The sequence below is a fragment of the Alteromonas sp. G4i13 genome, from assembly GCF_054960505.1.
Genome location: NZ_JBHNYX010000001.1, coordinates 108,360 through 132,015, shown reverse-complemented (window position 1 = coordinate 132,015; position 23,656 = coordinate 108,360). Strand labels below are relative to the sequence as shown.

At 45.1% G+C, this 23,656-nt stretch carries 19 protein-coding genes and 1 tRNA gene; 11 read left to right on the top strand and 9 right to left on the bottom strand.

The window, feature by feature from the left end; all coding sequences use genetic code 11:
- Window positions 1-15: 15 nt before the first annotated feature.
- Window positions 16-945: a chemotaxis protein CheV gene (locus tag ACFI6J_RS00610; RefSeq protein ID WP_014997593.1), complete on the bottom strand. Its 930-nt coding sequence runs from the start codon at window positions 943-945 to the stop codon at window positions 16-18.
- Between the two features lie 277 nt (window positions 946-1,222).
- Here ACFI6J_RS00610 and flgA point away from each other — a divergent pair, with 277 nt between their 5' ends.
- The 3 genes from flgA (at window position 1,223) to flgN (ending at window position 2,842) form a co-directional block, all read left to right on the top strand.
- Window positions 1,223-1,939, top strand: a complete 717-nt coding sequence (gene flgA, locus ACFI6J_RS00605) for a flagellar basal body P-ring formation chaperone FlgA (RefSeq protein ID WP_348670322.1) — start codon at window positions 1,223-1,225, stop codon at window positions 1,937-1,939.
- Between the two features lie 102 nt (window positions 1,940-2,041).
- A complete protein-coding gene (flgM, locus tag ACFI6J_RS00600) occupies window positions 2,042-2,371 on the top strand; it encodes a flagellar biosynthesis anti-sigma factor FlgM (protein WP_014948589.1) in 330 nt (109 codons plus the stop codon).
- Window positions 2,372-2,410: 39 nt separating this feature from the next.
- Window positions 2,411-2,842: a flagellar export chaperone FlgN gene (gene flgN, locus ACFI6J_RS00595; RefSeq protein ID WP_014975873.1), complete on the top strand. Its 432-nt coding sequence runs from the start codon at window positions 2,411-2,413 to the stop codon at window positions 2,840-2,842.
- A 145-nt stretch (window positions 2,843-2,987) separates the two neighbouring features.
- On the opposite strand, the gene ACFI6J_RS00590 is transcribed toward flgN, so the two are convergent.
- A complete protein-coding gene (locus ACFI6J_RS00590; RefSeq protein WP_348670321.1) occupies window positions 2,988-3,473 on the bottom strand; it encodes an LPP20 family lipoprotein in 486 nt (161 codons plus the stop codon).
- Window positions 3,474-3,759: 286 nt separating this feature from the next.
- On the opposite strand from ACFI6J_RS00590, the gene ACFI6J_RS00585 reads away from it, so the two are divergent.
- The 4 genes from ACFI6J_RS00585 (at window position 3,760) to smrA (ending at window position 6,507) form a co-directional block, all read left to right on the top strand.
- Entirely contained in the window at window positions 3,760-4,941 is a 1,182-nt protein-coding gene (locus tag ACFI6J_RS00585; protein ID WP_348670320.1) for a flagellar assembly protein T N-terminal domain-containing protein, read from the top strand.
- Between the two features lie 484 nt (window positions 4,942-5,425).
- Window positions 5,426-5,500, top strand: a tRNA-Arg gene (locus tag ACFI6J_RS00580).
- A gap of 132 nt (window positions 5,501-5,632) precedes the next feature.
- A complete protein-coding gene (locus ACFI6J_RS00575; RefSeq protein WP_348670319.1) occupies window positions 5,633-5,758 on the top strand; it encodes a hypothetical protein in 126 nt (41 codons plus the stop codon).
- A gap of 161 nt (window positions 5,759-5,919) precedes the next feature.
- Entirely contained in the window at window positions 5,920-6,507 is a 588-nt protein-coding gene (gene smrA, locus ACFI6J_RS00570) for a DNA endonuclease SmrA (RefSeq protein WP_014948576.1), read from the top strand.
- 170 nt (window positions 6,508-6,677) lie between these two features.
- Here smrA and ACFI6J_RS00565 read toward each other — a convergent pair whose 3' ends face one another.
- Together ACFI6J_RS00565 and purL are read right to left on the bottom strand one after the other, a co-directional pair.
- Window positions 6,678-6,818, bottom strand: a complete 141-nt coding sequence (locus ACFI6J_RS00565) for a hypothetical protein (protein WP_162889815.1) — start codon at window positions 6,816-6,818, stop codon at window positions 6,678-6,680.
- Window positions 6,819-7,077: 259 nt separating this feature from the next.
- Entirely contained in the window at window positions 7,078-10,965 is a 3,888-nt protein-coding gene (purL, locus tag ACFI6J_RS00560; protein ID WP_348670318.1) for a phosphoribosylformylglycinamidine synthase, read from the bottom strand.
- A gap of 176 nt (window positions 10,966-11,141) precedes the next feature.
- On the opposite strand from purL, the gene mltF reads away from it, so the two are divergent.
- Both mltF and ACFI6J_RS00550 read left to right on the top strand, forming a co-directional pair.
- Complete coding sequence (mltF, locus tag ACFI6J_RS00555; RefSeq protein ID WP_069943872.1) at window positions 11,142-12,545, top strand: membrane-bound lytic murein transglycosylase MltF; 1,404 nt, start codon at window positions 11,142-11,144, stop codon at window positions 12,543-12,545.
- 267 nt (window positions 12,546-12,812) lie between these two features.
- Window positions 12,813-12,968, top strand: a complete 156-nt coding sequence (locus ACFI6J_RS00550; RefSeq protein WP_014975860.1) for a hypothetical protein — start codon at window positions 12,813-12,815, stop codon at window positions 12,966-12,968.
- Window positions 12,969-13,069: 101 nt separating this feature from the next.
- Here ACFI6J_RS00550 and tadA read toward each other — a convergent pair whose 3' ends face one another.
- Entirely contained in the window at window positions 13,070-13,693 is a 624-nt protein-coding gene (tadA, locus tag ACFI6J_RS00545; protein ID WP_014948572.1) for a tRNA adenosine(34) deaminase TadA, read from the bottom strand.
- Between the two features lie 323 nt (window positions 13,694-14,016).
- On the opposite strand from tadA, the gene ACFI6J_RS00540 reads away from it, so the two are divergent.
- Window positions 14,017-14,244, top strand: coding sequence for a hypothetical protein (locus ACFI6J_RS00540; protein WP_014975858.1), 228 nt, complete (start codon window positions 14,017-14,019; stop codon window positions 14,242-14,244).
- Window positions 14,245-14,319: 75 nt separating this feature from the next.
- On the opposite strand, the gene ACFI6J_RS00535 is transcribed toward ACFI6J_RS00540, so the two are convergent.
- Window positions 14,320-16,287: a cation:proton antiporter domain-containing protein gene (locus tag ACFI6J_RS00535; RefSeq protein WP_283626530.1), complete on the bottom strand. Its 1,968-nt coding sequence runs from the start codon at window positions 16,285-16,287 to the stop codon at window positions 14,320-14,322.
- Window positions 16,288-16,550: 263 nt separating this feature from the next.
- Between ACFI6J_RS00535 and ACFI6J_RS00530 the strand changes: the two genes are divergently transcribed.
- Entirely contained in the window at window positions 16,551-17,450 is a 900-nt protein-coding gene (locus ACFI6J_RS00530; RefSeq protein WP_171338240.1) for a GGDEF domain-containing protein, read from the top strand.
- Window positions 17,451-17,575: 125 nt separating this feature from the next.
- Here ACFI6J_RS00530 and tilS read toward each other — a convergent pair whose 3' ends face one another.
- The 3 genes from tilS to dnaE form a co-directional block, all read right to left on the bottom strand.
- The gene (gene tilS / locus ACFI6J_RS00525; protein WP_348670317.1) at window positions 17,576-18,901 is read right to left on the bottom strand and encodes a tRNA lysidine(34) synthetase TilS; all 1,326 of its coding nucleotides are present in this window, start codon (window positions 18,899-18,901) and stop codon (window positions 17,576-17,578) included.
- Window positions 18,902-19,162: 261 nt separating this feature from the next.
- Window positions 19,163-20,119: an acetyl-CoA carboxylase carboxyl transferase subunit alpha gene (gene accA / locus ACFI6J_RS00520; RefSeq protein WP_014948567.1), complete on the bottom strand. Its 957-nt coding sequence runs from the start codon at window positions 20,117-20,119 to the stop codon at window positions 19,163-19,165.
- 68 nt (window positions 20,120-20,187) lie between these two features.
- Window positions 20,188-23,652: a DNA polymerase III subunit alpha gene (gene dnaE, locus ACFI6J_RS00515; RefSeq protein WP_348670316.1), complete on the bottom strand. Its 3,465-nt coding sequence runs from the start codon at window positions 23,650-23,652 to the stop codon at window positions 20,188-20,190.
- Between the last annotated feature and the right edge of the window lie 4 nt (window positions 23,653-23,656).

Genomic DNA, 23,656 nt, shown 5'->3' with positions numbered 1-23,656 from the left:
TCCAATCTTGCTCCGTTATTCGCACTCAGTCATTAGCCACTTTTGTACCGCGGTAGCAAGTTCATCGGGGTGGAATTTCGCGATAAAGTCATCAGCCCCTACTTTTTGCACCATAGCTTGGTTGAAGACACCACTGAGCGACGTATGCAATACAACATGGAGCTTTTGAAGTTCAGGCGTATTCTTAATTTCGGCGGTTAGTGTATACCCGTCCATTTCTGGCATCTCGATATCTGAGACCAGCACGCCTACACGGTTTGTTACATCGCCATACTCTTCCGCAATTTCTTTCAATCTATTTAAGGCTTCAAGACCGTTTTTAGCTAGCTCAATTTCTAAGCCTAGTGAAGTTAGCGCCTTTTTAACTTGGTTTCTCGCTACCGCAGAGTCATCTGCAATAAAGATAATCTTGTTTTCTTGGCCTTCAGTGGTCAGGCTTTCGGCCACCTCTGAACTTACTTCGGCATTCAACGGAGAAATTTCGTTCAAAATTTTCTCAACGTCCAGAATTTCAATAAGTTCATTTTCAACTTCAGTCACCGCCGTTAAATAGCTTGCTCTGCCAGTACCTTGAGGTGGCGGCATGATCGCATCCCAATTGGTGTTGATGATACGCTCTACGGCACCCACCAAAAAGCCCTGAACTGAACGGTTATATTCCGCAATGACAATGAAGGCATTAGAAAGATCTTCAATTTTACGGCCGCGTGTTGCCATACTTAAATCAATGACCGATATGGTTTGACCACGGATGTGCGCCACACCACGAACCAACGGGTTTAATTTCGGCATTGCTGTTAGCGGAGGACACTGAAGCACTTCCCGCACTTTAAAAACGTTAATTCCAAAGCGTTGGCGGCCGTTCAGTCTAAACAGCAGCAACTCTAAGCGATTCTGCCCAACAAGCTGCGTGCGCTGGTTTACTGAATCTAAAATCCCCGACATAGGTCACCTCTAAGTAATACTGGGCATGATCATTGCCTCTTATGATAAAGATAGACAATATCACTAAATTTTTGCAGGTCAAACGACAGAAAAATGACACTAAATAGCATTTTTCAGTCTTTAGTAGGGTTTATACCTTAACTTAGTCAATGATCCTGCGTTGACGCTCGTGCTTGTAAACCTTATGGATTTACTTTGGCTGTTATTTATTTGCACTAAGCAAACCGGCCGTATTAAGCATAGTCAATAACTTGTAAACTGAACACGAAAAGTCATGATGAAAAATATGAACGCCAAAACGCGCCTAACATTCACACGATTACTGTCATTGACCGTTTTCAGTGTGCTTTCTATCAACTGCTTGGCGGCACAAACCAATCACAAACAGGTTGAAGAAGGTGCAAAACAATACCTAATAACTCAACTTGCTGATAATACGCAGGATACTAGCATTGATGTGTCTATTGTGAAGATAGACGATAGGATAAATATTCCTGACTGCCCAACTGGGTTCGAATACAATGCATCGCAAGAAGCGCTGAGCCAATCGTATATTTCAGTTAGAGTGAGCTGCAGAAATAATGAATGGTACCTTTTTACCAGCGGGCAAGTAACGCGTACCAAAGAAATTGTTGTCACTCAAGGCGCAATAAGTCCAGGAACCGTACTAACATCATCGAATCTGTCTCTGGCAAAAGTTGATGTAAGACGATTGCGCCATACCGCATTTACTGAGCTAGAAGCGCTTATTGGGGCTAGAATAAAACGCCGAGTGACTGACGGACAAGCTATACAGTCAAATATGCTATGCTTTGTGTGCAAAGGCGACAGAATTACCATAACTGCTGAGGTAGCAGGTATGGAAGTGAAAACAGCCGGAATCGCTCAGCAAGACGGTGTTGTTGGTGACAATATTAAGGTAATTAATGCCAGTAGCCAAAAGGCGGTGATAGCAAGAGTCGCAAGCCCTGAAGAAGTCGTGATACACTTATAAACGAGGCAGCGAATATCTACTTTTTTGTTCACAATTTAGCTAAAGAAATTAGCCAAAAGGCCGATATACTTTACAGAGGCGAAAAAGTAGTGAGGACTAATTATGGCAATTAACAATATAAACAATGGGTTACCGAAAACACCCGTTGATAATGGAAAGGTTGCGCAGCAAAACCAGACGCAGCAATCTCCACAACAGGCATCAACACAGGCTGCGCAAACCGCATCAGTTCCTCGTCAGGATTCTGTATCGTTGACGCAATCTGCTCAGCAGCTCAACCAGGTTCAGAAGAAAGGTTCGGAAGCGCCTGTCAACCAAGATAAAGTCGATCGCCTTAAGCGAGCGATTCAAAGTGGCGAGTATAAAGTTAATCCTGAAGTGCTTGCCAACAAGATTGCAAAACTAGAAGGTGAGATTTTTGGCGCTAAATAGTGAGCGACAAAACTCGTAACTAACCAGAAGAGAGCTAACGTGACTGAACAAGAAAGCCAATTGACACAAGCACTAATAAAGCAAGTGGAGCAACTGTCTTCACTTGCCGTATTGCTTGAAAAAGAATTGCAACTTATCAGTTCGCGAGACGCCGAATCTTTAATGAATTTGTTAGACGAAAAGACAGCACTGTTAACGTCTATTCAGGCTCTCGATGGAAGTATTGAGCGCACAATTAGCGATCAAGGCTCAATGTCAGAAGAAGATGAAGCATTAATGGCTAATGCAAAGAAACTTCTGGACGATTGCAAATACCGCACGCAGGTCAATCAAAAAGCCGTAGAGCAAGGACAGCTACGCCTCACACACTTACGTAACTTGATGATGGAAGTTCGTGCCAAAGAATCGCTCACCTATGACAAAAAAGGAAAGCCGAAAGGCGGGACTTTAGGGTCGGGAGTGAGCGCCTAATGTTTTGCGATTTCAGTAAACCCCACTCAGCGAGCTTTAACCATTAAGCCTTAACCGGTAAAAGTAAATTATATCTCTGTGAATTTGCGCATGTTTTAAAACTTCACTATACAGCCACTTGCGCAAACTCCCCTTTCGTTAACGTTTAATAATACTTAACATCCTTTACTCGGCGCGGTTTTGCGGTCGACAGATATATATCGTAAACCTGCTGCATATCTAAAGCGAGTTCGGTGACGTATGTATCTTCACCTACCGGATAGGCTTTTACGACTTCAGCGCCTCTAATGACCCCCTCTACAGATGCTCGCAATGTTTCGCTATCTATAACCAAGTGAGACAGAGACTGATTGCCTTCAATTTTTTGACCATAGACTTGTTCAGTTAGCTCTCGGTATGCATCTAATTTTGACGCTTTCATCGCCATTATAAGCTTCATGCTGTCGCTTTCGCCATGCTGAGAAGAAATTGGCGCATAGCCTACCGCCTTGAGCACGGGATAGCTTTCTGGTTCTATTGTTTCCCACTCAACGTGTTTATCAATAATGCCGCATCCACCATTGCTTATTGCTAAACCAAGAAAGCAAGACAGCAGCAGCGATTTTGATTTATGTATTTTTTTCAAGCACATAGTTTCATTTCCAAATTGCATTATTAATAAAATCAAATGTGTAGTTACGCTGCTCTCGTCGGTGGCAGCCTTTTAACTACGAGATACCGCCATACTCGCGGTAGCAGATTTTGACATATCTAAACTGACGCTTTTTACAAACCTTTTGCAAGGTATGTGCAAGATATGCGCCCGATTGATTTAATGACGACCAAACCACATCAATTGGCACTCTTTTCGCATACTTCGCCTTATAAACCGGGCGCTTTGCATAGCGCAGTTAGACAAAAACCTCCAGAGGTGTGCGGTGCGACATATTAGCAAAACAACGCTGGTAACTATTTTAAATGCTGTCGTGGCGGTAATTTGCCTGTTTGCATTTTTCGTTGGGCAAGCAAATGCCGTGTGGTACGAGGCTACAGGACAGGCTGTGGTGCGAAATGGTGATAAGGAAACTGCCAGACATGCGGCTACCCAAGAGGCACTTAAGCAAGCCATGCTTTTTGCAGGCGCATCAGTTCATAGTGTCGCCAAGCTTACAAATGGTCTTCTTAAAAATGAAGAGATGACCATTCGCTCTACCGGCGAAGTTGAACAACTGGAGCTAGTTGATGAAGTTTATAGCGGCGATGTGATTACGGTAAGTATTCGCGCTGACATTTTTCCAAGAGGAAAAGTGTGTGCCGCACAAAATGACCAAAAACATTTCGCTACTACACATTTCAGGGTACGTAACAGAGCGCAGCTAACACAGGGTAATATTCCCAATTTCGATGCTTCATTCACCCAGCAGTTAGCGCAGGCCATGCGAAATAAAACTGAAAACCTAGATATTATCTATATCGCGCCACATACTGCAAAATTTGACAGTCGATATACTGACCAAAATGTACGCACGCTTTCAGCGCAAAGTAATACTCAATTTGTGTTGGTGGGCATGATAGATGATTTAAGCGTGACACGGGAAGAGGCTTCGGTTCTTACACCGTGGCGTGAGGGTACTTCTAGACGCTCCTTTGCTATGACCATTCAAGTCTATGACGGCATTAATGGAGGCCTGTTGTTGACTAAGTCTTATCAGAATCAAGGAGAATGGACATTCGACAGATTCGAAGATGTTGATGAGTTTTCGACAAAATTTTGGCAGTCGCTTTATGGGCAAACTGTCAACGCGACAATAGCAGAAGCGATTGAAGACATAAAAGAAGCCACTGCGTGCCAGCCAATGACAGGTAGAGTGATTAATGTTGCCGGCGATAAAATTTCTGTATCTTTAGGCAGAGACAATGGCATTTCTGAAAAAGATGAACTATACCTTTATCAAGCTAAAGAGATTGTCGATAACCGTGGCCGTAAATACTTACAGTACTCGCTATATCCTGGCAAATTTGTAGTGAGTAGTGCCTACGGTAATTCGTCTCTAGTAGTAAACGAAGGTGCAGGAATTATCGCAAACATTCAAGAACACGATTTTGTAGTAAAAAAATAGTCTTTCTCGATCTGCCTTAAACAGTTTAGAGTTCCCAGTTTATATAGTACTTTCGTCATCTAAGTGAATTAATTGCCTTTGGAAAGGTATCGAATATCAATTACTTCAAGCATTGAATAAAGTGTAACTATAATCTTTTACTTCAATTCGTTTTTGTTAGAATCCAAACTATCATAGGGAATTTGTTCAACAAAACATGCTGTTTTGTCCAACAGCGGCATATAAAATTAACAAATTGAACAATCCCCATGCACTGCTCTTTAGATTTACGAGACTAGCGGTACACTTTGATATTTAAAAATACGCTGACCATAGCCAAAGCCCTCGTATCTACGAGGGTTTTTTATATGCATTAGAAAAACAGGCCATGGACACATTACTTTCACGTCAATGACAGAGACATTCTTCTCATAGCGCTGCACCTTGTTGACAAAGGGTTTCGTATTTTCCCGAACTACGTATAATAAAACTCCCTACGCATTAGGTCCCCATAGTTTAATGGATAAAACAAGGCCCTCCTAAGGCTTAGATGTTGGTTCGATTCCAGCTGGGGACGCCATTAATTGCGCAACGTTTCTGCTTTTTAGTAAAGATGCTTATACACACCGTCTCCTGTAATATTGAAGAATTTATTATACTTTGGTTGTAATTTAGCCAATTTAAGTAATACTCTTCAAAACAGGAGAGCATTATGACTTTCGATTTCCCCCCATCTGATAACGCTGATAGTTGTGCCGAAACAGCTGAGCAGTGCCCATTTTCTGAAGAAGAGTGGGATGCTATTGAAGCTTTAGCGGAACCCGGTGCCATTTACTAAACGATGATTTTTAGAATTTAATCCCCACTTTATAATTACACTGCAATCGACGGTGCTGCTGTTCGTTGCGCCCGGTGATATATCGAGCGGTTATGCTCCATAGACCAACGGGGCAGAAATAGCGTATAAAAGATAGAGAAGTAGCTTATACGGGGATTAATATGAGCCAATTTGAAAACGACGATATCGATTCGTTTTTTGCAGAAATGCAAGATGTAAAACCAATCGCTTCAGATGATAAGGCTTTATTACACGATCCTGAAAAGGCGCTCGCTGAAAAACAAAAACGAGCGGCTAGGCAGTTAAGCGTCCGCGAAAAACTCGCTAATCCACTGAGCATGGAAGGTGTAAAGCCGGTACCCCCTGATGATTTCATACACTTCCAGCAGCCCGGTATTCAAGACGGCGTTTTTAAAAAACTTCGCCTTGGTAAATACCCTCTAGAGGCCAACGTAACACTTTCAGGGAAAACCTTAGAACAAAGCCGAGACCTGGTTTATAGCACCATTAAATCTAGTCACGAACGCGGGGTTCGTGCACTGCTCATAAAACATGGAACAGGTGAAAATAGCAAACCCTTTCCCGCTTTGAAAAAAAGTTATGTTAACCATTGGCTAAGAGAACTAGACGAAGTCATTGCCTACCATACGGCTCAACCGATGCACGGAGGCTTTGGTGCTACATATGTGCTTTTGAAAAAGCATCCGCAGCAGAAATTAATTAACAGAGAAAAAAATAAGAAAGGATAAAATGAGAGGCAATAACTCGTTGAGTCAGCTTTGCTTTTTTGGGCTTGTCTTTAAGTGTAGCTTTTAGGCTTTTCTCATGAAGCGCTATATGCTGAACGTTTTTATTGTCCCCTAATGATTAACGCCCGTATCAAGCAACTTGATACGGGCGTTAGAATTTTTCTTTCAGACTACTTAACTGAAGACTGCACACTTAGCGTTGTTGGAGCTTCGGCAGACTTCGCAGATGTGCTAAAAACAGCAGTTACGAACATCAGCACTACAGCTACAGCCACTCCGGTTAAGCCAAACCCTTTAGAAGAACGATTCATCGGTCGTCTCTTATTATTTAAACCAGCTGGCACATGCCTTTCACTGGTACAACCCTAACTCAACTCCTGTAACCTAATTGCATTCCTTGCTTGCACTACAATAGATCAGTGACAAACTGATGACAAGGGCAAAAATCAGATTTTTGACACTTTGCCAAAGCTTTGACACCTATTTATGGTATGAACGTTTATTAAACAGTATTTTTTCGAAAGATAAACAGGGGTTTCCCCCTGTTTTTATCGAACTAACAGTGCATTGTTACCCAACAAATTTACGGGCATTTCTGAAGATACGCATCCACGCACCATCTTCTTGCCAATCGTCTGGACGCCACGAGTTTGCCACGGCTCTGAATACACGTTCAGGGTGCGGCATCATGATGGTGCTGCGTCCGTCTAGTGAAGTTAGACCTGTGATCCCCTGCGGTGAACCATTCGGGTTTGCCGGGTATTGCATGGTTGGCTTGCCGTAGTTGTCTACGTAACGCATCGCCACCTGCGCGCCTACTTGTGACAGCGCGTTGTCATTGGCAAATTCAGCCTGACCTTCACCGTGCGACACAGCAATAGGCATACGCGAACCTGCCATGCCATCAAGCAGCACAGACTTAGACTCCATCACTTCGACCATTGCAACACGAGCTTCAAATCGCGCCGACTGGTTGGTCACGAAATGTGGCCAATGCTCAGTACCTGGAATCAGTGATTTAAGGTTCGATAGCATCTGACAGCCGTTACACACACCTAAGCTGAACGTATCGTTACGGTTGAAGAAGCCTTCAAACTGGTCGCGAGCCATGCTGTTGAACAATATAGATTTCGCCCAACCTTCACCTGCACCTAATACATCGCCGTAAGAGAAACCGCCACAAGCCGCAAGGCCCGCAAACTGTTCAAGGGTAATGCGACCAGACAACACGTCACTCATGTGCACATCGATAGCATCAAAGCCTGCACGGGTAAATGCAGCCGCCATTTCTAGATGCGAGTTTACGCCCTGCTCTCTTAATATCGCCACTTTTGGCTTAACGCCTTTGGCAATATAGGGCGCTGCTACGTCTTCGTTTACATCATAAGACAACGCAGCATGCAAACCTGGGTCGGCAGCATCTTGCTTTGCCGCGTGTTCTTGTTCAGCACATTCAGGGTTATCACGCAGTTTCTGCATTTCAAACGTGGTTTGTGCCCACATTGTACGCATTGATACGCGGCTATCTGCAAGTACAGCAACGCCACCGCGACTAAACTCAATCATGTCGGTGCTATTAAGCGTACCGATATCGTGAGTCAATTCAGTTAAACCGAATTCAGTCAGTACTGCGTTAACGGCATCCATATCGCTTTCAAGCACTTGGATTACGCCACCTAGTTCTTCATTGAACAATACGGCAATGTCGTTTCCAACTAGGCTATCAAGGTTAATGCTTACACCTGTTTTACCAGCAAAGGCCATTTCAGCAACGGTGGTAAACAGGCCACCGTCTGAACGGTCGTGATAAGCACACACCAAGCCTTTTTCAATTAACGTCTGCATTGCGTCAAAGAAGGCTTTAAGGCGATTTGCAGAGACCACATCCGCTGGGCTATCACCAAGCTGAGTATAGACTTGTGCCAGGCAGCTTGCGCCCAAGCGATTTTTCCCTTCGCCCAAGTCGAGTAGCAGCAAGCGGCTTGCGCCTTTGTCTGTACGTAGCTGAGGCGTTAGGGTTTTGCGAATATCTTTTACTGCGCCAAAGGCAGAGATAACGAGTGATAGCGGAGAAGTCACCGCTTTATCTTCACCGTTTTCATTCCATGCGGTTTTCATCGACATAGAGTCTTTACCCACAGGAATGGTTAGGCCAAGCTCTGGGCAAAGCTCCTCACCCACTGCTTTAACCGCTTCATAAAGACCCGCATCTTCACCTGGATGTCCAGCTGCTGCCATCCAGTTTGCTGACAGTTTAATGCGCTTAATATCGCCGATGTTTGCTGCGGCAATATTGGTTAACGCTTCACCCACAGCAAGACGTGCAGACGCGCCGTGCGATAGTAACGCGACAGGCGCACGCTCACCCATCGACATCGCTTCACCGTGGTAGGTGTCAAACGCTGTTGCAGTAACCGCCACATCTGCCACTGGCACCTGCCATGGGCCTACCATTTGATCACGACTTACAAGGCCGGTAACCGAGCGGTCGCCAATAGTGATAAGGAAGGTTTTCTCTGCCACGGTAGGCAAAGATAAAATGCGATTTGCTGCATCACTTAAGGTAATGCCTGCCTCGTCTAGTGCTGGCGAGCTTACCTTGGTCGAGCTTACGTCGCGGTGCATCTTAGGCGGCTTGCCTAAAAGTACATCAAGAGGCATATCAATAGGTTTGTTGTCAAACTGGCTGTCGTTCAGGTTTAGGTGCTGCTCGGCAGTGGCTTCACCAACCACAGCAAACGGCGCACGTTCGCGGGCACAAATTGCTTCGAACACTGGCATATTTTCTGGCGCGACAGATAAAACATAGCGTTCTTGGGATTCGTTACACCATAGCTCCAGCGGCGTCATACCAGGTTCATCAGACAATACTTTTCTAAGTTCAAAGTTACCGCCGCGGCCACCGTCATTAACCAGCTCAGGCAGTGCATTTGAAAGACCACCTGCGCCCACATCGTGGATAAACTGAATAGGGTTGTTATCCCCTAACTGCCAACATGCATCAATCACTTCCTGACAGCGACGCTCCATTTCAGGGTTGTCTCGCTGTACTGAAGCAAAATCTAAGTCTTCGTTTGACTGGCCAGATGCCATTGATGAGGCTGCACCACCGCCAAGCCCAATGTTCATTGCAGGGCCGCCAAGCACAATAAGCTTAGCGCCTACCGTGATTTCGCCTTTTTCAATATGCTCGCGACGAATATTACCTAAACCACCAGCTAACATAATAGGTTTGTGATAGCCGCGCACTTCAACACCGTTGAAGCTATTTACTTCTTGCTCAAAGGTACGGAAATAACCCAGTAGCGCAGGGCGACCAAATTCGTTGTTAAACGCTGCGCCACCTAGTGGGCCTTCAAGCATAATATCAAGGGCGCTTACAATGCGCTGTGGCTTGCCGTATTCGAATTCCCACGGCTGTTCAGCACCAGGAATACGTAAGTTAGATACGGTAAAACCAACCAAACCCGCTTTAGGTTTTGAACCACGACCAGTAGCACCTTCATCACGGATTTCACCACCAGAGCCAGTTGCCGCACCTGGGAAAGGTGAAATTGCCGTTGGGTGATTATGGGTTTCTACCTTCATCAAAATATCAATGTTTTCATGATGGTATTCGTATTGGTGTGACTGCGGGTTCGGGAAGAAACGACCTGCTTGCCACCCTTCCATTACCGCTGCGTTGTCTTTGTAAGCTGAATACACGTGATCAGGTAACAACTCGTAGGTGTTTTTGATCATTTTAAACAGCGACTTCTCTTGGTCCTCGCCATCAATGGTCCAACTAGCGTTAAAAATTTTGTGGCGACAGTGTTCAGAGTTTGCTTGCGCAAACATATAAAGTTCAACGTCAGTCGGGTTTCTGCCTAGCTTAGTAAAGCTATCAAACAGGTAGTCAATCTCATCATCAGCTAAAGCAAGGCCTAACGACACATTTGCATTAACTAGCGCGTCTTTGCCTTCGCCTAATACATCTACACTGGTAAAAGTATTGGCTTCGGTATGTGAAAAGAGTACCGCAGCTTCATCAGTATTGGTGAACACTGATTCGGTCATTCTGTCGTGTAAGAAACTAGCGATAAGCGCAAAATCATCTTCACTCACAACGTTTTCTGTTTCTATATAAAACGCACAACCTCGTTCTATGCGGTTGATATTTTTTAGACTGCAGTTGTGAGCAATGTCGGTGGCTTTAGAAGACCAGGGAGAGATAGTGCCGGGGCGAGGAGTAATGAGGAAGAAGGTTCCAGAAGGGGTTTGTGCTTGCCTCGCGGGGCCGTAAGTGAGCAGCTTCTCGAGTATCTCTATTTGCTGCTTAGACAAGTCACCTTGGGAATCGACTAGGTGAACATATTCGCTATATAGGTTTTTAACCCTAACGCCGGATTGACCCAGCTTTGCAATCAGTTTAGTTTGGTTAAACTCTGATAGTGCAGGAGCGCCTCGAAGGACCAACATATTGATTTACCTGGTTTGTTAGAAACAACGACCACCAATGCGACGCGTTGCCTCTTGGATTGATGAGTATTTCGGCGCGGATTATAGAGTAATTATGCGCAGTAAGTAACCTCATAACGCGCTTACATGAACTTTTTTTTAAACTTAGATGGTTTAATGACAACAAGTAAAGGTCTATGCAGTCACAAGACTATAAAAAACGATTAAAACTACAATTAATAATCATATTATCTATTGCTGTTATGAGTTGTGGCGTTCCTTCCGTACCCACTGCCCTCTCTTCATTGTTGGAACGAGAATCGATCCGCGTGGGAACCGTTTATGGTGCAGGAACATTTTATAACGGCGCAGAGGGGCCGCAGGGTTTTGAATATGAGCTGCTGGCAGGATTTGCCGATTACCTTGGCGTGACGCTCGACCTTTACCCCTTCTACAGCTATGAAGTCATGTTAGAACAGTTAGAAGAAGGTAATCTGGACATTGTCGCGACAGGCGATGCGGTAACGCCTTCACTTAAAAGTCGTTTTGCTTACGGTCCAGCCTATCAACACGTTCAACAAGAGCTCGTCTTCCAAGCAGGGACATCGAGACCTAGAGACTTATTAGAACTTGATGCCCCTATTGTTACTGTGGCAGGTAGCAGCCAAGCTCACTTACTGTCTAGTTTATTAGGCCAGGTAACCGACCAAGCAAGTGATAGTGAAAGCCCAATAATAAAAACCCAACTTGTTACCACCGAAGATTCTGACTCCGAAGAACTGTTACAACAAGTTGCCAATGGCGACATTGCTTATACGGTAGCAGACAGTAACCGTCTAGCCCTTCAACGCAGGCGATATCCTAACTTAGCCGTGGCAAAAACCCTTAATGAAGATATGCCGATGGCATGGGCACTCCCATTACATCAAGATGACTCAGTGAAAGCAGCGCTGATTGAATATTTTGGTACTGTACATCAGTCAGGCTGGTTTACGGTGTTAGAAGACAAGTACTTTGGCCATATTCGCCAGTTTGATTACGTCGACAGTCGTGCGTTTAATTATGCCGCCGAGACAGCACTTGCCCAATACAAACCCTTATTTCAACAGTATGCAGGTGAATTAGACTGGCGACTGCTTGCGGCCATGAGTTATCAAGAAAGTCACTGGGACAGTGACGCTATTTCAAGAACTGGCGTTCGCGGTCTAATGATGCTCACCATGGATACGGCAAGTGACTGGAACGTAGATGACAGAACCGATCCTGAACAAAGCATTCGCGGAGGCTCTCGTTATTTTGCCAGTTTGCTCAATCGCATACCTGCGCGAATTAGCGAGCCAGATAGAACCTGGATGGCTATGGCGTCGTATAATATAGGTATGGGCCATTTAGAAGACGCACGCATTCTTACCGAGCAACAAGGTGGCAATCCAGACCTTTGGGTAGATGTAAAGCGTCGCTTGCCACAGCTTAGGCAAAAGAAATATTACCGTACTACTCGCTATGGCTATGCAAGAGGCGATGAAGCGTTACAGTATGTGGAAAATATTCGTCGTTATTATGACAGCTTAGTATGGTTGGACGAACAAGGAAAAATTTGACGCAGTTCACCTTGCTCCTCTCTTGAAAACTGTCATTTCGATGTCATCTTTGTACTGTACCCTAAAAAGAAGTTAGTCAGACACTGACTTACTTTCTCAGTAATAATTATTTTCTCAACGATGACAAGCTCTAGAAGAGCTGCAGCTCTTAAATGACAACATCTCTCGTATAACGTGAGACTTGTTCAAATAAAGAGAGCTGCGCACGAAGGAAGAAAAGTGGTCACGAAAAACATAAAGTGGCCACAACGCGAGAAAGGAGAACAAATGAAAAAAAATCGATTTATGAAAAAAGGAATAAAATTGAAAAACAACAACAGACGCAGACTTATGCTCAAGCGTTGTCACCAAAAAGTACTTCAGCGCCGCAAGCTATTTGTTACCAGCGATATGTTCACTCAGTTAACCCGTACGCCTGGCTAAGCCACCTCTATGCCATCTGGTTCACAATGATTGACCATGTAACCGGTATATACCAAATGGGCGAAAACACGAATAAGCACAACTTCAGGCAACGCTATAAATTAGCTTGAAGCATCACCCTCTAGCAGTCTTTTCGCCTTTTTGGCAGCCTTTATTTCTTTCCTGCGCTTGCGAAAAAAATCTGACAATTTGTTAGCACATTCGTCAGCTAATACGCCAGATACAACCTCAAGTTGATGATTAAGCGCAGGATGTTGCAATAAGTTCATGACCGAGCCCGCAGCGCCTGTCTTCGCATCTTTTGCGCCAAACACCACCCGCTTTACCCGTGCATGTACCAGCATACCTGCGCACATAGAGCAGGGCTCTAATGTCACATACAACGTAGCATCAATAAGTCGGTAGTTTTGCACCGCAGCTGCTGCTTCTTTAACAGCGCGTAGCTCTGCATGCGCAGATGGGTCATTATCCGTTATCGGCGTATTGAAGCCTTCACCGATAAGCTCACCGTTTAATACTACGCAGGCGCCGACTGGCACCTCACCAATCGACTCAGCCTTATCGGCAAGCGTTAACGCATGCCTCATCCACATTATGTCTTCTTCTGTCGCGATGTCTTCCATTGCGATTTCAGTCAACGGCTCCTGCACAGCCTCTTTTTCTTGCGTTTGCTTGTTTGCAAGGTCGAAATTTGGTGTTGGACGGTTGCTATTTTGGTCACTCATTCGTCAATTTTGCTACTTTACTTGGTGAAATTCATTAACATTTATTTTGTATTAGCTTAGGTAAACATTCTAACTTCTTAGAAAGTAATGACTTTTGTCACTTGGCAACCTACTTGCAATCTCTCATTATAACACTGCTAGTGTGATGGACTTAACAGGTTACATTTTTTACTAAAAAGTATGTTAGATAACCGCTATAGTACCTGAAGCGAAGCAGTAATTTTACCGATAAGTATTTAACTAAATACGGGGTGAATTAGGCAACAGGCCAAATTTTCACCTACACTGTTTTAAAGCCATTTGTGAGGGATACCACCGTGAATATGACCGCGATTGCAATAGTAGCCATTTGTGCCTGGGCCTTAGTTACCATTGTCGAAAGTGCAAAAGACAAAAGTAAGAAGAAACTTAGCAGCAAAGAAACCGATGCTTATAAAGCCGAAATTGCAGAGCTTAAGGAACGAGTTTCTGTGCTTGAGAAGATAGTGACAGACGAGCGCTACGACCTAAAAAAGCAATTTGCAGACTTAGAAAGCGACCGCGTAGCGTAAGCTTGAACTCACGTAATTCAACACACGTTCCATGGCAAGCGCGCTAGATTAAACAACGCTAAGTTTAACTGCGTGCTAGCTCCCTTCTAATAGTTTTCGCTCTGCTCGCTCTACACGCCGGGGTTTACCCGCAATCACTAGCACGTCATGGGCTTGCAAAATAGCGTCTTGGTCTGGGTCTTTAACTTCATTTCCATCCCGCCTTAGGCCCTTAATCGCTACTCGCATTCTCGAGAAATCGATATCTTTTATGGCTTTGCCAATACAGGAAGCGTGTTCGGACAACACTACAGCATGGATAAATTCTAACTTGTCTTCTGTGCCATAGGTGATCTCTGTTGTTTCTCCCGGGTAAAAGCCGTGCATATGATCGTAGCGACCTTTTCTCTCAGCACGAACCCGTTTCAAAATGCGAGACATCGGCACGCCGGCGTAGTGCAGCACCTGCGATACCAACATCAAGCTCCCCTCTTGAAGCTCTGGCACGACTTGATTGGCACCCGCGCTGTATAGGCTTTCAAGCTGGTAGTCTCGTTTGGTACGCACCATAACATCTGTAGTGCTCGTAATGCTTCGGGTCTGCGTTATCACCTGCTTGGCCTTATCGACTTGATCAAACGTAACAAGCACAAGCTTGGCACCTTCTACATTGGCATTAATCAATATATCTTTTTGACTCGCATCACCGAAGATGACGGGCTCTCCCGCGTTTCGACTCTCGTGTACTCTGACAGGATCCATATCTATGGCAACAAAATGAATGCCTTCCATTTTCAGCATGCGAGCTACCGACTGTCCAACGCGGCCAAACCCACAAATAATGACGTGGTTGGTTAACGGTTCTGCATTACCAAAGCTCACATTGTCATCGAACGAGATATCCTTGTTAACAATACGCCTTGCTATGGTGACGCTGTTATTCATAAGCCACGGGGTTAACGCCATACTGATTACACCCATACACACAATCAGCGATGACTGCTCTGACGTTAACACGCCGTGTGTCGTAGCAAGCGCAGCAATTACAAAACTAAACTCGCCAATCTGACAAAGTTTAACCCCAGCAGACCAGCCATCTATTGCATCGGTTTTAACTAATAGAGATGCGCCTCTTACTAAAATGACTTTAACTATCATCAAAGCAAAAACGCCAAAAACAATCTCAAACAGGCTGTTCCACAGTACAGTGAGTTCTAACTGCATACCCACGGTAACAAAAAATAACCCCATTAAAATATCTCGAAACGGACGAATGTCGGCTTCAAGTTGATACTTGTATTGGCTTTCCCCCAACATCATACCCGCCAAGAAAGCGCCTAGCGCCATGGATAGCCCGAAGTAATAAGTGAGCCCTCCTGCCAATAGGGCAATCAATATAGTGGTCAGAACAAACAGCTCGTCAGTCCTTGTTCTTGCTACCTCTCTAAACACCCAAGGTAGTAACCACTTACCCACTGACATTAGAAACGCAATGACAAACACACCTTTAAGTAACGCCTCGCCTAAAGCTAGCGCAATACTTACTTCACCAGTCTGGGCTAAAAGAGGAATAGCAATTAGGAACGGAACCACCGCTAAGTCTTGAAAGAGTAAGATACTCACCGCTAATTGTGTACGCCTGTTATTAAGAATGCCCATTTCGGTAGCTTGCTTAATTACAATAGCGGTTGAGCTTAACGCCAGCGTACCACCAATAATGATGGACGCACTCATTGGAATGCCGAGAAACAGAGGAACACAGGTAAACACTGCCGTGGTAAACACCATTTGCCCTAATCCTACACCGAATACTAAAGAGCGCATTGCCAACAATTTAGGTAACGAGAACTCAAGACCAAGTGAAAAGAGCAAAAACACTATGCCCACTTCAGCGAGCAGGTGCATTTCTTCTGGGTGGGCAAACACAGATAATAGTTGTGGACCCGCGAGTACGCCGGCAAACAGATAAGCAAGAATAGGAGGGAGATGAATGCGTTTAAATAATGCGACCGCACATACCGATATAAACATCAATATCACGATATTTAAAAAGCTCGTCCCCACACTACCTCCTAAAGCTACATAAACTTCCATTTGTAAAACAAGCGCGATAAATCACGCGATTTTACGCTTTAAACTAAAGACTAGTGCCTGAAACACTTTGTTGGCATCTAGTTTGCAAAATCCCCTGTGTAAATGCAGATCCGGCAAGTTTTGCCGCTGTGATCGCCATAAATTCCGCGAAAATGAAGATGTGGCCACAGAAACGTCAGGGCTTTGACACTTGTTTCTTTGCATATCAACGCATTTTGTATAGGGGCACTACTGTGGATTTTTCAACGTCAGTCTACGATAGCACACAACATAACAATTTTTACCCTGCTGAGAGCACAGGTAAATCACTCTCTTTTAGTGAATTATCAGGCTTTATCACGCAGCTACTTTCTACTCTTGAACTACAAGAGCTAGGTGGCGTGTATTTTCAGCAGCTAAACACGTTGTTACCTATTGTCGGGTTTAGCTTGTCTGACTTTGACTCGCGTTGGGTGTACGGTAATGCAAAGATATCGTCAACACTCATTGATTTACCACTACAAGGTGCCAATGCCGTTAATGGCGATCAAGCTCATGTCTATTATTACATTAGTTCACCCTTGTCGTTATCGCAACGGGAGAGTCTATTCCAACTGCATGATTTATTTGGAAAACAAGTAAAGCACGCTCTTTCATTGATGCGTGTGCAACAGATGGCGACTAAAGATGTGTTAACTGGCTTAGGTAACCGAGCGGGCTTTGAGCAGTCAATGACAAGACAACTCGGCTGGGCGCAAAGACACGATGATCCTTTCGCACTTTTGGTGATCGACTTAGACAACTTTAAGTATGTGAATGATAATTTTGGTCATGGCGAAGGTGACAAAGTACTTGTCCATGTTGCATCACATTTATCTAACGTCCTGCGAGACGAAGACGAAGCATTTCGCTATGGCGGCGATGAGTTTTGTTGTTTGCTAGACTGTCAGTCGCAACAGCAGCTAGCTTGTGCAGCCCAGCGTATTCAAATGAGTATCAATAGCTCTAGCTACTTATCTCGCTTAGGCGTATCAAGCAGCCTTGGCGGCGCGATTTATCGCGACGGCGATACGATGAGTAGCCTATTTGACCGTGCTGACAACGCCCTGTATCGCGTGAAAAATTCTGGAAAAAATAGCTATCACGCAGCGTAACGTCGCGATTCGAATTTATCAGGATGGCGGCAAAGCAATGCCGCTTTTGCACATTATTGCCATGGATACCATAAGCAAGAGTATCTAGCCCTTTCAAAAAACGGCACTTTTAGTGCTACATAGATTCAGTCGAGACTAAAGGTTATTTCTATATCTGGCGCTTTGGGCTGCAGATAAACACAACGTCCTTCAACAATCAGTGCGACAGGCTCGTCGTTAATCAAGATTGCCGGCACGCCGTTTCGCTCCCATCTTGGCACGCGCCATACCTTAAACCATTCTTTCAGCAACTTAGATACGTTCGCATTTTCTGGCTTTACTTTAAGGTTGCGAGCATTAGTTTGCAGAGAAACGGTATCTTTTTCTCGCGCCTTTGGTACTGCAATTCGAATATGACCTCTAAGCCAAGGAAGCGCGATATTTTGGTTTGGCACTAATTTTAAGTTTTGCGGTACTTCATGAGTAGCGTTCACCACCCAATAAAGGTCTTGGTCAAACCGTATAACCCTGCCCCATTTAAAGTTCACTTCAGGGGTTGCATCATGCTTTGCTTTTAACATAGCAAGTACTTGGTCTGTCTGCGCTTTTGAGGGCGACAGCTCGCCTTGAGCTCGAAACCACGCGCGAATGACCATAGCCTGCCAAGGTAAAGACAATGCAGCGAGTTGTTGCCCGTCGAGCCTGAGATCTGTGCGTTTACAATCTTCAAAATATTTTTGGGCAGAATCGCTGACTAGTGCACTTTGCTCAGCACAAAGCTCGGCGCTGCGCCTCACGGTTTTGGTTAACTTAGGCCATCGCGCCAGCAAGTGAGGTATAATTTCGTTCCTTAAGAAGTTCCTATCAAAGCTATTTTGCTGATTAGATTCATCCTCAACCCACTGCAACATTTCTTCTTCGGCATAAGCCACAATCTCGGCTTTCTCTAGTGCTAGCATAGGGCGCATTATCAAGGTGTCACCTCGGTACTGAACTTCTCCCATACCCGCTAAGCCCTGAGGACCAGCACCGCGTTTAAGCTGAAGCAATACGGTTTCAAGCTGATCTTCGGCATGTTGCCCTAATAACAGCACACCGCCAATTTGATCACACACTTCTATAAGCGCGTTGTATCGAACCTTACGCGCTTCTGCTTCTAGGCTTTTTCTCGACCCCGTATCAACATCAACTCGATACAAATGAAATGCTACGTCTTCAAGACGACACTGTAATTCACAGTGCTTTGCCCACTGTTCGGCATTATCACTTAAACCGTGATGTACATGTACAGCATGAATTGGGCTATCAAACTGTTCCCTATACGCAATAACGGCTTGGAGCAGAACGGTCGAATCCACACCACCGCTGTAAGCAACGACGAGTGGCGTTTGAAGTGGTAGCTTTACATCGGTAAGAGATGTCGCTATGCGGCTAACGATATGTTCGATTGTTGGGGATTGTAGAGGGGTCACAGACCGGTAATACCTTATTCTTTCAACTCAATTTCTATTAGGGGTACTTGGCTTAGCACTGGCTTTCTAATAACACACTTTCTAATAACACAAAGGGGTTGGTTACCTATGGTAAACAACCCCCATGTTCTTATGCCACATTACATGAACCAACATGAATTAAGCCACCGCTCGCGAGATTTTATATCAAGCGTCTAAACTGATAGAGCGCAGGTGTACATAGCGGCTAAATGCAATTTTATGCTAGTTTTCTTAATGAAATTAGCAATAACCAAACGACATTAAACGCTGGTAACGCTCTTCCATCAATTTAGTCTTATCTAGTTCTTTAAGCTGGTTAAGCTGCTGCTTAATCACGGCCTTCAAATTAGCCGCCATGCCATTGTGATCGCGATGTGCACCACCTAAAGGCTCTTCAACAATACTGTTAATCAGGCCTAGCTCTTTAATCTGTGGCGCACTTACGCCCATCGCTTCAGCAGCAAGTGGGGCTTTTTCTGCGCTTTTCCACAAAATAGACGCACAACCTTCTGGTGAAATAACTGAGTACGTAGAATATTGGAGCATATTAACGCGATCGCCAACACCAATCGCTAGTGCACCACCTGAACCACCTTCACCGATTACGGTACACACGATTGGAACAGTAAGCTCAGCCATTTCGAATAAATTTTTCGCGATTGCTTCACTTTGGCCGCGCTCTTCAGCGCCAACACCTGGATACGCTCCCGGCGTATCGATAAAAGTGATGATAGGCATGTTAAAGCGCTCAGCCATCTTCATAAGACGCAAAGCTTTACGGTAGCCTTCTGGTTTAGGCATACCGAAGTTACGCTTAATTTTTTCGTTGGTGTCACGCCCTTTCTGATGACCAATAATCATCACAGGCTGATCATCAAGCATTGCTGGGCCACCAACAATCGCTTTATCGTCAGCGAACGCGCGGTCGCCAGCTAGCTCGTCGAATTCGGTAAAAATACGAGGAATGTAATCTAACGTGTAAGGACGCATTGGGTGACGTGCAAGTTGAGAAACTTGCCATGCGCCAAGATCAGAAAAGATCTTTTTAGTCAGCTCTGCGCTTTTACCGCGAAGCTTATTGATTTCTTCTTCAATACCAACGTCAAACTCGCCACCTTGATTCACCAACCTAAGCTCTTCAATTTTTGCTTCTAGTTCGGCTATTGGCTGTTCAAAGTCCAAAAACTGTATACTCATTTCATGTCCTATTCGTACTACGCTCGTCTATGCAAACGCGAGATGTCCAATCTATCGACCTCTTGCCCCTAATGGTAGAGAATTGAAACGGCTTTGTCTCCCAAACATTGTTTGAGATCGTGCAAAAGTTGGTCTTCAGGGGTAACGTACCATCTTGCACCACACGCCAAGGTTACTTCCGCGTCTGGATGGGTTACCGCTAACTGAACAGGACAACTTCCGCCGTTAAATGCCTGCAGGATAGATTGCATCTGACTCATTTTCTTCGGTTCAAGCAGCTGGGTATCAATATTAAGTGCCAGCGCTCTCGCGTTTTTCTCTCGTGCCTGAACAATGTCCATTACATCACGGGCGGTGATTGTATTGCCCCCAGAGAAATCATCAAAGCTGACCTGTCCCTTTATAAGCAATATTCTGTCAGTTTCTAACACACTTTCGAACTGTTCGTACATATCTGGGAAGAAACGTACGTCTATTCTGGCACTCTTATCATCCAGTGTCACTATGGCCCAGCGACGACCCCGCTTGTTCGTCATTACGCGTACGCCAAGTACCAATCCTACTGCACTGGCCATTTGATCTTTGTTGGTTGGTTTTAAATCAACTAGCCGGCCGTCGGTGTAGTAACGCAGTTCTTCCGCATACTGATTGATGGGGTGGCCGGTTAAGTACAAGCCTAGCGTGTCTTTTTCACCTTCTAGCCATACTTTTTCAGGCCACTCAGGGACGTCGGCAAACGCTTGCTTCACGTCTTCTGGCTCGGTAGTCAGTAGGCCAAACATGTCTGACTGACCAAAAGACTCAGCTTTTGCATGCTGTCCAGCGGCGGCAAGGGCTTCGGGTAAGCTCGCCATAAGACTAGCGCGATGGGGTCCTAAGTTGTCCATTGCCCCCGCTAGTACTAGCTTTTCTAGCACTCGCTTGTTTACCCGTTTAATGTCTATCTTGGCGCAGAAATCAAAAAGATCCTTAAATGCCCCTTGGGTCTCCCGCGCTTCAATAATCGCTTCAATCGGGCCTTCACCTACCCCTTTAATCGCACCGATACCGTAAACAATGCGACCTTCGCTATCGACGGTAAATTTGTATTTACCCGCATTTAAATCTGGCGGCAGTATTTCGATGCCCATGCGCTCACATTCATCGACAAGCGTCACGATTTTATCGGTGTTATCCATATCTGCCGACATTACCGCAGCCATGAATTCCGCAGGATAATGCACTTTCAGCCACAAAGTCTGGTAAGACACTAAAGCGTAAGCGGCAGAGTGAGATTTGTTAAAACCGTAACCCGCGAACTTTTCTACCAAGTCGAAGATTTTCATCGCAAGGTCCGGGTCAATATTATTGCCCTTCGCACCTTCGGCGAACGTGCCGCGCTGCTTGGCCATCTCTTCAGGCTTTTTCTTACCCATGGCACGACGAAGCAAGTCAGCGCCACCCAATGAGTAGCCCGCCATTTCCTGGGCTATCTGCATTACCTGTTCCTGATACAAGATAATGCCATAGGTAGGCTCTAGAATTTCTTTCAAGCACTCGTGCTGATATTCAGCATCGGGGTAGGAAATTTCTTCACGTCCGTGCTTACGATCAATAAAGTTATCTACCATGCCTGATTGCAGCGGGCCCGGACGGAACAGGGCCACCAGTGCGATAATATCTTCGAAGCAGTCAGGTTTAAGGCGCTTAATTAGCTCTTTCATACCACGAGATTCCAGCTGGAATACCGCAGTTGTCTCGGCGTTTTGAAGGGTTCTGAAACTCTTAGGATCTTCAAGCGGAATAGCGCTGATATCTACATCAACGTTCTTCCCTTCTTTGATCATATCTATTGCCCACTGAATAATAGTCAGCGTACGAAGACCTAAGAAATCGAATTTTACCAAGCCCGCCGTTTCAACGTCGTTTTTGTCGAACTGGGTTACGGGGTTTTTACCTTCGTCATCACAATACAACGGCGAGAAATCTGTGATAGTGGTTGGCGCAATAACAACGCCACCGGCGTGCTTACCGGCATTTCGGGTAACCCCTTCAAGTATTCGCGCCATATCGATAAGGTCTTTCACTTCCTCATCGCTTTCATACACTTCTGGTAGCTGTGGCTCAGCTTTAAACGCTTTTTCAAGCGTCATGCCAGGGTCAGGTGGAATAAGCTTTGAGATTCTGTCTACAAAGCCGTAAGGGTGACCAAGCACGCGGCCAACATCGCGTACTACCGCTTTTGCCGCCATAGTACCAAACGTAATGATCTGCGATACCGCCTGACGTCCGTAAAGCTCAGCAACGTGGTCGATTACCTCGTCTCGTCTATCCATACAGAAGTCGACGTCGAAGTCGGGCATGGATACACGCTCTGGGTTCAAGAAACGTTCGAATAGCAAGTCGAATTCAAGCGGGTCTAGGTCGGTAATTTTTAGGGCATAAGCCACCAGTGAACCCGCACCAGAACCCCGCCCTGGCCCTACCGGAATTCCGTTATCCTTACTCCACTGAATGAACTCCATTACAATAAGGAAGTAGCCTGGGAAACCCATTTGGTTGATAACTTCAAGCTCAATGCGAAGTCGGTCATCGTACTCTGGACGTTTCGCTTTGCGCACTTCTTCATCGGGAAATAGAAATTCTAGACGTTCTTCCAACCCCTCTTCAGACACCTTAACCAAGAAGTCTTCGGTGGTCATGCCGCCGGTTGGAAATTGCGGCAAGAAGTATTCGTTTAACCGTACAGTAACGTTACAGCGCTTAGCAATTTCAACCGTATTTTCTAAGGCTTCAGGAATATCGCTAAATAACTCAACCATTTCTTCAGCAGTGCGAAGGTACTGCTGGTCGCTGTATCGTTTAGGACGGCGGGTATCATCAAGCGTATAGCCGTCGTGAATACACACTCGAATTTCGTGAGCCTCGAAACCCTCTTGGTCAATAAAGCATACTTCGTTCGTGGCTACTACGGGTAACCCGCGCTGCTCAGCAAGCTCTACGGCAAGGTGTAAGTAATCCTCTTCACCTTGCCTACCGGTTCTAATCAGCTCTAAATAAAAGCGGTCAGGAAAATGGGTTTGATAAAACTCAAGGGCACTATCTAGAATTTTGGCGTTGTTTTTCATTAAACCTACGCCAATATCGCCTTGCTGTGCACCCGATAAAACAATCACACCTTCACTATGCTCTGCTAACCATTCTTGATCGATAACCGCACGGTGTGCCAAGTGTCCACGAAGGTAGGCCTTGGAGATAAGAATTGTAATGTTCTTATATCCCTCATTGTTCATTGCAATAAGGGTTAGCCTGAAAGGTTCATCGCCAAAGACTTCATTGGTCACCCAAAAATCGGTGCCGATGATGGGCTTAATACCTAAGTTATGTGCCTCGGAATAAAACTTTACCAAGCCACACATATTCATTTGGTCGGTGATCGCCACGGCAGGCATGCCAAGCGCGGCCACTTTACCTAGAATAGGTTTAACCTTATTCAGGCCGTCCATCATCGAAAAGTCGCTGTGAACACGTAAATGAATAAATGGCGATGACATGATG